Here is a 12,467-nt window from a genome sequence, read left to right on the forward strand (position 1 = left end):
CGCGAATGGCTCGGATCTACTTCTTGTAGGCGTCGAGAATGGCCTTGCCATCGTCGCCGGCGCTCTTCGCCCAGTCGGCAACCATGACTTCGCCTACCTTTTGCATGTCGGACTTGAGCTGCGGCGAAGGCGGCGCCACGGTCATGCCGTTCTTGGAGAGCGTCGCCAGATATTCGCGCGTCTTCTGTTCGGAGACCTGCCAGCCGCGCTTCTCGGCATCGGCCACGGCCTTGAGCAGAGCGTCCTGGGTGGGCTTGTCGAGCCCGTTGAAGGCCTTCTTGCTGACGACGAGCATGTTCTTCGGCAGCCACGCATCGACGGTATAGAAGTACTTCACCGACTCCCATACCTTGGTATCGACGCCCGTTGCGCCAGACGACATGAACGAGTTGACCGTGCCCGTGGCAAGCGCCTGCGCCAGGTCAGCGGCCTGGATCGTCACCGGCTGGGCGCTGACCAGCTCGGCGATCTTCGACGTTGCGGGGTTGTAGGCGCGCCATTTCAGGCCCTTCATGTCCGCCGCACTGTTCAGGGGCTTGTTCGCGTAGATGCCCTGGGGCGGCCAGGCCACCGCGTAGAGCAGTTTCATGCCCTGGCGGTCGAGTATCTTGTCAGTGACGGTTCGCGAGGCTTGCCAGAGCTTGTAGGAATCGCCATAGCTCGTGGCCAGGAAAGGCACCGCGTCGACGCCGAAGACCGGGTTTTCGTTGGCCAGCGTCGACATCAGGATTTCACCCATCTGCACCTGGCCGGTCTGCACGCCACGCTTGATCTCATTGGCCTTGAGCAGCGAGCCGTTGGGATGCAGCACGATCTTGAGCTTGCCGCCGGTGGCCTTGTCCACGTCGTTGGCCATCTGCTGCAGGTTTTCCGTGTGCAGGTTGGTGGCCGGATAGCCCGTGGGCAGGTCCCACTTCGTATCCGCCCGTGCCGCCGTGGCGGTCAGCAGAACGCCTGTCACTGCCATCGTCACCGCAACTGCCAATACCTTGACTCGCATTTCCATCTCTCCCTGATGTTGCGCGCGGGCGCCTGCCCGACTACGCGGGTTTGACTATCCTCCTGGAACTACCTGCGCCGATTCCCGGGTTGTTGGTGATCTCGGCGGTAATGCGGTAATGCGTGTGGCGGTGCGGCGGCGGCTCAGCCTCCGCGCCGTGAGGGATGCACGAGCGATTCCAATGCAAGCGCCGTGCCCAGCAGCTGCGCATCGCGCATCGGTCCATGCGACAGCATCAGGCCGACGGGCAGTTCATCGGGCGCATGGCAGGGCAGCGACACCGAACAGCCGTCGAGAAAATTGAACGCGGACGTATTGCGCAAGAGCAGCCCGTTGGTGCGGAAGAACAGGGTGTCATCTTCCACAAGCGGGGCGATCGGCGGCGGCACCATCGGCACCGTGGGGCAGACCACCGCATCGAACGGCGCCATGCGAGCTTCCATGCGGGCAATCCAGTCGAGGCGGGCGCGGTGCAGCGCGATGTAGTCCGCCGCGCTCATCGCTGCGCCCCGTTCGATGCGGGTCACCACGCGCGGGTCGTACAGATCGCGGTGGGTGGCGAGCAGCGCGCGATGGTGCGCGTAGGACTCGGGCGCCGAAAAGCCGCCAGCGGCATTCAGGCTGGCCAGCTCGGTTAGTTCGGGCATGTCCACGTGTTCGATGCGCACGCCTGCCGCGGAAAGCCGGCCGATGGCACGGTCGAAGGCTTTCGAGACTGGCTCGTCCAGATCGTCGAGAACCAGCTGGCGCGGAATCGCCAGGTGGATCGCCGTGGCGGCCTTCATTTGCGGAATGACCGGGACGTCGGCGATGACGCTATCCACGGCGATGCAATCGGTCAGCGTGCGCGCCATCGCACACGCGGTATCGAGCGTGTAGGACAGCGGGAACGCGCCCGTCAGTGGCACGCGGCGCGATGTGGGTTTGAAGCCGACGATGCCGCATAGCGCGGCGGGAATGCGGATCGAGCCGCCCGTGTCGCTGCCGAGGCCGGCCACCGCCGTGCCGATCGCGACCGAGACCGCCGCCCCGGACGACGATCCGCCCGGAATCCGTGCAACCGAGCTGTCGCATGGGTTGACCGGCGTGCCGAAATGGGGATTGATGCCGACGCCAGAAAAGGCGAACTCGGTCATGTTGGTGCGCCCGACCAGCGCGGCGCCGGCCGTGCGGAGCCGGGCCACCACGGTGGCATCGGCCGTTGCGGGTGCGGCGTCCTGGCGGGCGGCAGATGCGGCGCGCGTGACCTCGCCCGCGATGTCGTAGAGATCCTTGACCGATACCGGCAGGCCCGCCAGTGGGTGGAGCGGTTTGCCGGCGCGGTCAGCGGCATCGGCCGCGCGGGCCACCTCGATGGCGGCATCGAACGTGGTATGGAGATAGACCGCGTGGCCGGCGGCGCTGGAGGCCTTGGTGGCGGCTTCGGCAAGCAGGTCGGCGCGGCTGGTGGTGCCGGCGCGGACGGCGGCGTTCAGGGAGGCGATGTCAGGCAGCATGACGGTTTGCGTGGGCGAGACGAGAGTGACAGGCGCCGCGGAGCAAAATCACATTCACGCATTGCCTGTGTGAATCAAGAAGCTCAAGAATCCGACAAGGGTAGCAAGAAGCGCATCGGCGGGACATAGGGACGGACGCTATATCCGGACGCGCGGCAAAAAAACCATTCGATGCCAGGGTCGAATCGCCCGGGCGATCAGGCAGACGAGATCAGGTCCCCTTGGCGGGCTTCTCGTTAGCCATCTCCTCCGGCTGCGGCTCATCCCAGACGACCTTGTTCCGGCCGCCGGCCTTCGCGGCATAGAGCCGTTGGTCCGCCACCATCAGCAGCGAGTCGAGGCTGCCCGGTTCGCCTGGCGCGATCTGCGCCACGCCGAAGGACGCGGTGAAACGGATGGATGCCGTGTCGTCGCTGTCGACCGGTTCGCAGACCAATGCCTGCAGGGCCAGGCGAAGCTTCTCGGCCAGGTTGGCGGCATCCGCGATACCCGTGCGCGGCAACAGGACGGCAAACTCCTCGCCGCCCAGTCGCGCCGGCAGATCGATCTTCCGGACATTCGCGCGCAGCGCGTCCGCCAGGGTGCGCAGTACGACGTCTCCGCTGGCGTGGCCCCAGCGGTCGTTGATCTTCTTGAAACGGTCGATGTCGAGCATGATCAGCGAGACCGGAACGGCGTCCCGCTTGCACCATGCGTAGGCGTCTGCGAATCGGGATGCGAACACGCGACGGTTCGCCAACCCGGTCAGGGCATCGGTTTCGGCGAGGGTCCGGAGGGCTTCGCCCCGGGCAATGTAGTGCCCGAACAATGTGTGGACAATTGCCAGCGTGAAGCAAAGCAGAAGGCCCAGGGCGACAGCGCCGGCGCCAATGGCGCCGCTCAGGCGGGCGACGCTTGCCTGTAGCAGTTCACGGGTGGAGACCTCGTCGACCATTATCAGGCCGCTGTTTCCGAGCTTGCGATAAATGAGACGACTGCCATGCTCGTTGCTCAGGATGCCGGCATCGCTCCTGAATGCCACCGCGAGCTTGTCCGCTGGCCATTTGTCGATGAGCACGGAGGCGAGCGTTTCGCCCCGGTGCACGTTTCGCATACTGGCGCCCACGAGCGCGCCGTTTTGGTCCAGCAGGTAGTTGTTGACGTCGTGATGGGGGGCAACGTTGAGGGATTCGTCAAGACTGTGCCGCGGAATCTCCAGGATCAGAACGGCCTTGAACTCGTTGCCGGCATAGACAGGAGCGCTCAGGAATAGTGACGATTCGCCAATGTCGTCCATAGACCGCGCGATGCTCCATTGCTGCTTTCGCGTCGGATTGGCCAAGGGGAGGTTATTGCGAAAGTACCCGGCGGAGGCGAGGCTCCGCAGGGTGGGATTGACGTCCTGTTCGCTAATGGCCGGGTAGGCCACGATGATGCCGCTGCCGGACACATAGGCAATGCGTTCCCGGAGCCCGGGTTCGTTGTGTCCCGCACTGAACATATGGCTGAGTGCGATTGCGACCGCCATGCTCGGGATCAGCTTGGCATCGTCGCGCGAGAAGCCATCCAGCCCAGTGAGCCGCGCCGCGCTGACGCCATAGACGGGCGCCGCGTCACGTGTCCGCAGCGCCCAGACATCGTCATTGCGGTGCTCGAAGGCAGTCTGGATGTCGTGGGCGAAGAGGGCTGGCAATTCATCCTGGATCTGCATCAGGTGCTCGGCGTAGTTCCGGATGTTCGTCAGGCGCTCCGCCTCCAGTTGGAGCAGCGCGTTGATGCTCACGGCACGAACCGCCTGCATTTGCCTGACCGACTCGATCTCCGTGTCGCGCGACAGCATCATGCCTCGGAGGATGAGCAGCAATATCAGGAGAATGGCGGCGCTGAACGCAATCAGAATGAAGCGGCGAGGGCGCTTGATGAGCGCGAGCCAAAGCCGGCTCAGGAACCTGTCGGACGGGACCAGTTGTCCGGTATCGGGGGCGGAGTGCATGTTGATTGTTCGTCAATACGTGACCATGGCCGGTGCCCGATCTGGAACGCGATGGCTTTTGCGCGACGGGAAGTCGTATCGTGCCGGATTCAAAACCGTCCGAGACTGGCCGTCGAAAAATTTTAGATCGGTTCTGCAAATCTTCGCGTCCGCGGGGTGACAGCCCGGCAGCGCACGATGGCGGCGGATTTCTCCTCGATTTGCCGATAAACTGTCGCGTAAATCGCCCAAATCCGGGCGCCCAATGATCCAAAATCGCACCCCAGGAGACTGCTTTTCATGGCACGCAAGCCCGTTTCGGACAGCCCCGCCAACGCTGAGCCAGTGGCGAGCCCCTCACCGGCCGCGCCACTGGCGCGCGCCGCCGGCGTCAACATTGTGTCGTCGTCGCATTTGGTTTCGGTGCGTAGCCCGGAATTGTCGGAATTCGAGTTCGGCCTGAATACCGCTTACAACGCCTACAGCCGGTGGGTGGTGCGCTGCATGGGTGCCGCTGGCGTGCGCGACCTGACGTTCCTGGACGTGCTGGTACTGCACCACGTCAATCATCGCGGACGCGCCAAGCGGCTGGCGGACATCTGCTTCGTGCTCAACGTCGAAGACACCCACCTGGTGACATACGCGCTCAAGAAGCTCGTGGGGCTGGGACTGGTGGCCGGGGAGCGGGTTGGCAAGGAGGCCACTTACGCCACCACGCAGGCCGGTGCCGACGCCTGCGCCCGGTACCGCGAGATCCGCGAGCAGTGCCTGACGAGCAATTTCACGGAGGGTAGCGAGGAAAACCTGGAGATCGGCGAACTGGCACGCCTGCTGCGTGTGCTGACCGGTCTCTACGAGCAGGCGGCGCGCTCCGCTACCTCGCTTTAATAATGTGACGTATTGTGCTCTATAGTGAGGCCTGGCCTGCCGATAATGACGTCGGTCAGGCCGTCCTTGGCAGCTTTCTCCCGGAATGTCCGTCGGCACCCGATTGCGCAATGCAAAAAGCGGTCGCCGACAAGGTACAATAGCGGATTCCCGCCAGCCGGCATTCCATTCAGCAGTGTCGGCGGCCGCCTGCCCCGACCCTCCTACGCCTCCCGACCGTTACGATCATGGCGCATTTCTCGTGCTTCCCCGGCGCTTTGGCGCTTTCTGCCTTCCGTCAGCAACGTCTGCTTGCCGCTCTCCAACAGATCGACGCCGATATTGAATCGGTGCACGGCCAGTTCGTGCACTTCGTCGATTCGGACACACCACTGTCCGCAGAGGATCAGACCCGCATCGGCGCGATGCTGACCTACGGCGCGCCATTCACCGCTCAGACCGAGGGCGACCGCTTCGTGGTGATCCCGCGCTTCGGCACGATCTCGCCGTGGGCCAGCAAGGCCACCGATATCGCCCACAACTGCGGCCTGACCCACATTCACCGTATCGAGCGCGGCATCGAAATCACGGTCATCTGCAAGAAGGGGCTGCTGCGCGGCCGCAAGACGCTGGATGCCGGCACGCGCGCCGCTGTGGCCGCGCATCTGTTCGACCGCATGACCGAAACGGTGATCGGCAGCCGTGAAGAGGCCGCCGCGCTGTTCCAGGAGCTGCCGGCCAAGCCGCTGCAGTTCATCGACATCTCGGCGGGCCGCAGCGCGCTGGTGGACGCCAACACTGCAATGGGCCTGGCGCTGTCCGAGGACGAGATCGATTACCTGCTGGACGCCTATGGCAAGCTCGAACGCAACCCGACGGACGTCGAGTTGATGATGTTCGCGCAGGCCAACAGCGAGCACTGCCGCCACAAGATCTTCAACGCCACGTGGACCATCGATGGCGTGTCCCAGGACAAGTCGCTGTTCGCGATGATCCGCAATACGCACCAGTTGAACCCGCAGGGGTCGATCGTGGCGTACTCGGACAACTCCGCGGTCATGGAAGGCGACGTAGCCGAGCGCTGGTTCCCGCGTGGCGCGGACCAGAAGTACGGCCGCCACGAGGCGCTGACCCACACGCTGATGAAGGTGGAAACGCACAACCACCCGACCGCGATCTCGCCGTTCCCTGGCGCGTCGACCGGTGCTGGCGGTGAAATCCGCGACGAAGGCGCAACTGGTCGTGGCGCCAAGCCCAAGGCCGGCCTGACCGGCTTCACGGTGTCGAACCTGATGCTGCCCGATGCCGTCGAGTCATGGGAAAACGCGCGTGACGCAGCCCAGCCGGTGTCCCACCGTAATCCGGACGACAAGCCGGTTGTGACCGGCAAGCCGGACCGCATCGCATCCCCGCTGCAGATCATGATCGACGGGCCCCTCGGCGGCGCGGCGTTCAACAACGAATTTGGCCGCGCCAACCTGGGCGGCTACTTCCGCGTCTACGAACAGAACGTTGGCGGCACCGTGCGCGGCTATCACAAGCCGATCATGATCGCCGGCGGTATTGGCAACATCGACGGCTCGCACACGCACAAGGACCCGCTGCCGGCTGGCACGTTGCTGATCCAGTTGGGCGGCCCTGGTATGCGTATCGGCATGGGTGGTGGCGCGGCCAGTTCGATGGCGACCGGTACGAACACCGCCGATCTCGATTTCGATTCGGTGCAGCGTGGCAACCCGGAAATGGAGCGTCGCGCGCAGGAAGTCATCAACGCCTGCTGGCAGCTTGGCGACGAGAACCCGATCCTGTCGATCCACGACGTTGGCGCGGGTGGCATTTCGAACGCGTTCCCCGAACTCGTCGACGGCGCTGACCGTGGCGCGCGTTTCGACCTGCGTCAGGTGCACCTGGAAGAGTCGGGCCTGTCGCCTGCCGAGATCTGGTGCAACGAGTCTCAAGAGCGCTATGTGCTGGCGATCGCGCCGAACAGTCTGCCGCTTTTCCAGGCGATGTGCGAGCGTGAGCGTTCGCCGTTCGCCGTGGTGGGTATCGCAACAGAGGAGAAGCAACTCCAGCTTGTCGACTCCCATGTGGATGCCGCACTGAAGGAACACTTCCCGGTCAACATGCCGATGGACGTGCTGCTGGGCAAGCCGCCGCGCATGCATCGCGACGTCACGCGCGTGGAGCGGGAGCTCCCGCCCGTCGATGTGACCGGCATCTCGCTGGAACAAGCCGTGCGTGACGTGCTGCGCCACCCGACCGTGGCGAACAAGTCGTTCCTGATCTCGATCGGTGACCGAACCGTGGGCGGGATGAACGCCCGCGACCAGATGGTGGGACCGTGGCAGGTGCCGGTGGCCGACGTGGCCGTGACCACGCTCGACTACAAAGGCACCGCTGGCGAGGCGATGACGATGGGCGAGCGCACGCCGCTGGCCGTGATCAACGCGCCGGCCTCGGGCCGTATGGCGATCGGCGAAGCGCTGACCAACCTGGCGGCGGCACCGGTCAAGGACCTGGGCAAGGTGAAGCTCTCGGCCAACTGGATGGCTGCCTGTGGCGTTGCTGGCGAAGACGCCAAGCTTTACGACACGGTGCACGCCGTTGGCATGGAACTGTGCCCGGCGCTGGGCATCAGCATCCCGGTTGGCAAGGATTCGCTGTCGATGCGCACCAAGTGGTCCGATGCCGATGGCGACAAGGAAGTGGTAGCGCCGGTATCGCTGATCATCTCCGCATTCGCGGCGGTGGACGACGTGAACCGCACGCTGACGCCGCAGCTTCGCACGGACCTGGGTGAGAGCGTGCTGATCGCGATCGATCTCGGGCGTGCCAAAAACCGCATGGGCGGCAGCATTCTGGCCCAGGTGACGCAGCAGGTGGGCGATAGCGCCCCCGACGTCGACAACGCGGAAGACCTCAAGAACTTCTTCAACGTGATCCAGCGCCTGAACCGTGAAGGCAAGCTGCTGGCCTATCACGATCGTTCGGACGGCGGTTTCATGGCTGCCGTGGCGGAGATGGCGTTCGCGGGCCACTGCGGTGTGTCGCTGAACGTCGACATGCTCACGCTCGATCCGAATGGCGAGCAGGATTACGGCGACGCCAAGAACTGGGCGCAGCAGGTCGCGGAACGTCGCAATGACCAGACGCTGCGCGCACTGTTCTCCGAGGAGCTCGGTGCCGTGGTCCAGGTGCGCCTGGAAGAGCGCGACGCCGTGTTCGCGGTGCTGCGCGAGGCGGGCCTGTCGGCATGCAGCCACGTGATCGGCAAGCCGAACACGAACGACCAGGTCGAGATCTATCGCGATGCCAAGAAGGTGTTCGGCGCCGCGCGTGCCGATCTGCAACGTACGTGGACCGAGGTGAGCTGGCGTATCGCGCGTCTGCGCGACAACCCCGCCTGTGCCGATAGCGAGTACGAGCGCGTGCTCGATGCCGGCGACCCTGGCATCAGCCCCGTGCTGACGTTCGACCCGGCCGAGAACATCGCCGCGCCGTTCATCGCTTCGGGCGCGCGTCCGCGCGTGGCCATCCTGCGCGAGCAGGGTGTCAACTCGCAGATCGAGATGGCGTACAGCATGGATCTTGCGGGCTTCGACACGCACGATGTCCATATGAGCGACCTGATTGCCGGCCGTGCCAACCTGGCTGATTTCAAGGGCTTCGTGGCCTGCGGTGGCTTCAGCTACGGTGACGTGCTGGGTGCGGGCGAAGGCTGGGCCAAGACTATCCTGTTCAATGGTCAGATGGCCGAACAGTTCGCGGCGTTCTTCAACCGCCAGGACACCTTCGCGCTGGGCGTGTGCAACGGCTGCCAGATGATGAGCAACCTGGCCCCGATCATTCCGGGTGCCGGCGCTTGGCCGAAGTTCACGCGTAACCAGTCGGAACAGTACGAAGCTCGCTTTGTGACCGTCGAAGTGCAGCAGTCGCCGTCGATCTTCTTCGCCGGCATGGAAGGCAGCCGCATTCCGATCGTCGTGGCGCACGGCGAAGGTTTTGCCGATTTCTCGCAGCAAGGCGACATTGCCAAGGCAAACGTGGCCCTGCGTTTCGTCGACAACCGTGGTGCTGCGACGCAGACGTATCCGCTGAACCCGAATGGTTCGCCGGAGGGCATCACGTCGGTTACGACGGTCGATGGCCGCTTTACTGTGCTGATGCCGCACCCGGAGCGGGTGTTCCGTACCGCGACGATGAGCTGGGCGCCGGACGCGTGGAAGCAGATCGCCGATGGTGGCAGCCCGTGGATGCGTATGTTCCGTAACGCACGGAAGTGGGTGGGCTAAGTTCTTATCCAGCCCATGCCAAAGGCGCCCGACTATCGGGCGCCTTTTTCTTTTGGTGCCGCGGTCTGCATTGCGGGCAGACGCTCAGATGGTGAGATTCGAGTTCAAGCTACAGCCGTATTGGGCTGGTCCGCAGGCGATGGCGATGAGGCGGATGGCGTAGGCGCGGACTCCTGCGTCTGCAGGCGGGCGCTCCAAGGCAGATACCGGGAATAGAGGAGGCGCAAGCGATCGGACCCCGGGGGGATTTTGACTTCTCCACGGATTTCCATGAAGGCGACCGTGGCTTGAAGTAGTTTCGCTTGCGCATAGCGGTCACGCACGGGGAGATGAGGGAGCAGGCTACGCCATCGACCGCCGGTGCATTCGATATTGGGCATTCCCAACGCGCAATAGACCATGCCGCTGGAGAAGATGTGCCACATTTGCCAATAGCCGCTGGTCACGCCCATTGCTTGATATCCATGGAAGTCATGAAGCCTGCGCCGGAACGCATGGATTCTGATCTTACCGGGGCTGGTGCCAAGTGGAAACCCGCCACCCGTATCAAGATCAAACACGTGCCGTGCAAGGCTGCCCAGAGTGCTCCAAATGAAAAAACCGGCGCATTAGCGCCGGTTTCTTAGCGGATTGGCAACAGATTACTGAATCTTCGCCTTGTCCTTGAGGGACTTCATCATCGCCTGGAACTGCTCGCGCTGCCAGCCCTGATCGCCCATCATCATCTGCTGAAGCTGCGGCTTCACTTCTTCGAACGACGGGATCTTGGCGTCGCGCGTGTCCACCAGTTCGATGATGTGCCAGCCAAACTGGGTCTTGACCGGCGTATCGGTCATCTGGCCCTTCTTCAGGTTGGTCATCGCAGCCGAGAACTCGGGCACGTAGCTGCTGCTGTTGGCCCAATCCAGGTCGCCACCGTTCGCGGCGGAACCGGTGTCCTTCGACTGGGCCTTGGCCACATCTTCGAACTTGGCGCCGGCCTTGATCTTGGCGATCAGTGCTTTGGCGTCGGCTTCCTTCTCCACGAGGATGTGACGGACGTGGTATTCCTTGCCGTTGCCGAACTGCGCCTTGATCTTCTCGTATTGCTTGCGCAGCTCTTCATCGCTGGCGCCGTGGGTGCGCACGTAGTCCTCGAACACCGCGCCGGCCAGCACGTTCAGGCGGGCCTGTTCCAGTTGCTCCTGCACGTCGTCACGCTGGGTGATGCCGCGCTTGTTGGCTTCCTGGAGCAGCAGTTCGCGGTCGATCAGCATGTTGCGCGCACGGTCGCGCAGCTCGGGAGTTTCCGGCTGGCCAGTGCTGGCGATCAGCTTGTCCACCTTGGCCGACGAAATCGGCTTGCCATTCACAACGGCAGCGTTCTGGGCGAATGCGGGCAGGCTGCCAGCAGCAAGCACAGCCGCCAGGCTGAACGAGAGGACGGAGGTCTTCATGGGGTCAGGTCTGAGAGTTGCGAGTAGCGTCGCGGGTTGCTTCGCGTGATTGATATTCTTGGTCGGTGTACGCGTTGACAGCCAACGCGTGGATTTGCGAGGGGAACAGTTCGCGCAGCGCATCATACACCATACGATGCCGGACTACGCGAGTGTGACCCCCGAACCGCTCGCTGACGATGAGCACGTCATAGTGCCCGCCGCCAGAGGCAGCGCCTGCATGGCCGGCATGGGCGGCGCTGTCGTCGCGCACGGTCAGGCGGCTGGGATCAAGCGCTGCCTGGAGCAGTGCTTTGATGGTGGCGGGATCAGCTGCCATCCGGATTTCCTTCTGTTCTGTTCTGAATCGATGAGTCCGCGGCGCGGTGGCTTATTCGGACGGGGTTTCCTGGATATGGCGCGACAGCCAGATGCTCTGCGCCACGATGAACACCAGCATCAGGCCCATGCTGCCGAACAGCTTGAAGTTGACCCAGGTGTCGGTCGAAAACTGGTACGCCACATACAGGTTGAGCACGCCCATCACGGCGAAAAAGCCCGCCCAGGCGACGTTGAGGCGGCCCCACATCGGTTCGGGCAGCGCCACCTGCTTTTCCATCATGGCGCGGATCAGGTTCTTGCGCCATCCGATGACCGAGCCGATCAGGGTGACGGCGAACAGCCAGTAAAGCACCGTCGGCTTCCACTTGATGAAGGTTTCGTTGTGCAGCAGGATCGTGGCGCCACCGAATACGGCGATGATCGCCAGGCTGACCCATTGCATGGGCTCGGCCTTGCCGTGACGGAAGTGAACCCAGGCAATCTGGACCACCGTCGCGCCGATCGCCACGGCCGTCGCCGGATAGATGCCGAACAGCTTGAAGGCGACGAAGAAAAGGATGACCGGGAACAGGTCGAAGAGAAATTTCATGCGGATGCAATAAGGTTGGCGGATCGGCGATCAGGCTGGCCCGCGGGCGATCCGCCGCCTGGCAGATCGGTCATGCGACCGGAGTGCGGGTGTCGTCACCCACGATCTTCCGGATCGCGATCATCGAATTTTAGCGCAGCCGAGTTGATGCAATACCGAAGTCCGGTAGGAGCGGGGCCGTCCTCGAAGACGTGGCCCAGATGGCTGCCGCATTCCTTGCAGCGGACTTCCACCCGCGTCATGCCGTGGCTATGGTCGGTGTGTTCGGCGATCACTTCGCCGTTGATCGGGCGGAAATAGCTCGGCCAGCCGCAGCCGGCGTCGAATTTGGTGGCCGACTCGAACAGCGGCGTGCCGCAGCCCACACAATGGTAGATGCCCTGGTTCCAGTGGTCCCAGTACTGGCCGGTGAACGGGCGTTCGGTGGCGGCCTCGCGCGTGACGCGGTACTCGATGTCGGACAGCTGGGAGCGCCATTCGGCGTCGGTCTTGGTCGTGGTCATGATCGTGCT

10 protein-coding genes are annotated in these 12,467 nt (G+C 63.7%); 3 read left to right on the top strand and 7 right to left on the bottom strand.

Annotation, left to right across the window (positions count from 1 at the left end; genetic code table 11):
- Positions 1 to 16 precede the first annotated feature (16 nt).
- The 3 genes from RN01_RS23990 to RN01_RS24000 form a co-directional block, all read right to left on the bottom strand.
- On the bottom strand, positions 17 to 1,000 hold the full coding sequence (locus tag RN01_RS23990; protein WP_011516600.1) for a TRAP transporter substrate-binding protein: 984 nt from the start codon (positions 998 to 1,000) through the stop codon (positions 17 to 19).
- A gap of 143 nt (positions 1,001 to 1,143) precedes the next feature.
- On the bottom strand, positions 1,144 to 2,496 hold the full coding sequence (locus tag RN01_RS23995; RefSeq protein WP_017513332.1) for an amidase: 1,353 nt from the start codon (positions 2,494 to 2,496) through the stop codon (positions 1,144 to 1,146).
- 211 nt (positions 2,497 to 2,707) lie between these two features.
- The gene (locus RN01_RS24000) at positions 2,708 to 4,468 is read right to left on the bottom strand and encodes a cellulose biosynthesis regulator YedQ (RefSeq protein WP_017513331.1); all 1,761 of its coding nucleotides are present in this window, start codon (positions 4,466 to 4,468) and stop codon (positions 2,708 to 2,710) included.
- A 279-nt stretch (positions 4,469 to 4,747) separates the two neighbouring features.
- On the opposite strand from RN01_RS24000, the gene RN01_RS24005 reads away from it, so the two are divergent.
- The 3 genes from RN01_RS24005 (at position 4,748) to RN01_RS34060 (ending at position 10,235) form a co-directional block, all read left to right on the top strand.
- Positions 4,748 to 5,335, top strand: a complete 588-nt coding sequence (locus tag RN01_RS24005) for a winged helix DNA-binding protein (protein WP_011516596.1) — start codon at positions 4,748 to 4,750, stop codon at positions 5,333 to 5,335.
- A 227-nt stretch (positions 5,336 to 5,562) separates the two neighbouring features.
- A complete protein-coding gene (purL, locus tag RN01_RS24010) occupies positions 5,563 to 9,609 on the top strand; it encodes a phosphoribosylformylglycinamidine synthase (protein WP_024569848.1) in 4,047 nt (1,348 codons plus the stop codon).
- Positions 9,610 to 10,073: 464 nt separating this feature from the next.
- Positions 10,074 to 10,235 (top strand): hypothetical protein, encoded by a 162-nt coding sequence (locus RN01_RS34060; RefSeq protein WP_156149786.1) that lies wholly within the window; start codon positions 10,074 to 10,076, stop codon positions 10,233 to 10,235.
- 15 nt (positions 10,236 to 10,250) lie between these two features.
- On the opposite strand, the gene RN01_RS24015 is transcribed toward RN01_RS34060, so the two are convergent.
- From RN01_RS24015 to msrB, 4 genes are all read right to left on the bottom strand, one after another.
- Positions 10,251 to 11,045, bottom strand: a complete 795-nt coding sequence (locus RN01_RS24015) for a peptidylprolyl isomerase (RefSeq protein WP_008650253.1) — start codon at positions 11,043 to 11,045, stop codon at positions 10,251 to 10,253.
- A gap of 4 nt (positions 11,046 to 11,049) precedes the next feature.
- Positions 11,050 to 11,364 (bottom strand): BolA family transcriptional regulator, encoded by a 315-nt coding sequence (locus tag RN01_RS24020; RefSeq protein WP_017513476.1) that lies wholly within the window; start codon positions 11,362 to 11,364, stop codon positions 11,050 to 11,052.
- A 51-nt stretch (positions 11,365 to 11,415) separates the two neighbouring features.
- A complete protein-coding gene (locus tag RN01_RS24025) occupies positions 11,416 to 11,955 on the bottom strand; it encodes a septation protein A (RefSeq protein ID WP_017513477.1) in 540 nt (179 codons plus the stop codon).
- 95 nt (positions 11,956 to 12,050) lie between these two features.
- Positions 12,051 to 12,458 (bottom strand): peptide-methionine (R)-S-oxide reductase MsrB, encoded by a 408-nt coding sequence (gene msrB / locus RN01_RS24030; RefSeq protein WP_008650248.1) that lies wholly within the window; start codon positions 12,456 to 12,458, stop codon positions 12,051 to 12,053.
- Positions 12,459 to 12,467 lie beyond the last annotated feature (9 nt).

The sequence above is a fragment of the Cupriavidus sp. SHE genome (assembly GCF_000812445.1).
Lineage (GTDB): Bacteria > Pseudomonadota > Gammaproteobacteria > Burkholderiales > Burkholderiaceae > Cupriavidus > Cupriavidus metallidurans.

Excerpts from the sequence above, each read along its gene's own strand:
- RN01_RS23990 (WP_011516600.1), bottom strand. The coding sequence starts at position 1,000 with ATGCGAGTCAAGGTATTGGCAGTTGCGGTGACGATGGCAGTGACAGGC.
- RN01_RS23995 (WP_017513332.1), bottom strand. The coding sequence starts at position 2,496 with ATGCTGCCTGACATCGCCTCCCTGAACGCCGCCGTCCGCGCCGGCACC.
- RN01_RS24000 (WP_017513331.1), bottom strand. The coding sequence starts at position 4,468 with ATGCACTCCGCCCCCGATACCGGACAACTGGTCCCGTCCGACAGGTTC.
- RN01_RS24005 (WP_011516596.1), top strand. The coding sequence starts at position 4,748 with ATGGCACGCAAGCCCGTTTCGGACAGCCCCGCCAACGCTGAGCCAGTG.
- purL (WP_024569848.1), top strand. The coding sequence starts at position 5,563 with ATGGCGCATTTCTCGTGCTTCCCCGGCGCTTTGGCGCTTTCTGCCTTC.
- RN01_RS34060 (WP_156149786.1), top strand. The coding sequence starts at position 10,074 with ATGGAAGTCATGAAGCCTGCGCCGGAACGCATGGATTCTGATCTTACC.
- RN01_RS24015 (WP_008650253.1), bottom strand. The coding sequence starts at position 11,045 with ATGAAGACCTCCGTCCTCTCGTTCAGCCTGGCGGCTGTGCTTGCTGCT.
- RN01_RS24020 (WP_017513476.1), bottom strand. The coding sequence starts at position 11,364 with ATGGCAGCTGATCCCGCCACCATCAAAGCACTGCTCCAGGCAGCGCTT.
- RN01_RS24025 (WP_017513477.1), bottom strand. The coding sequence starts at position 11,955 with ATGAAATTTCTCTTCGACCTGTTCCCGGTCATCCTTTTCTTCGTCGCC.
- msrB (WP_008650248.1), bottom strand. The coding sequence starts at position 12,458 with ATGACCACGACCAAGACCGACGCCGAATGGCGCTCCCAGCTGTCCGAC.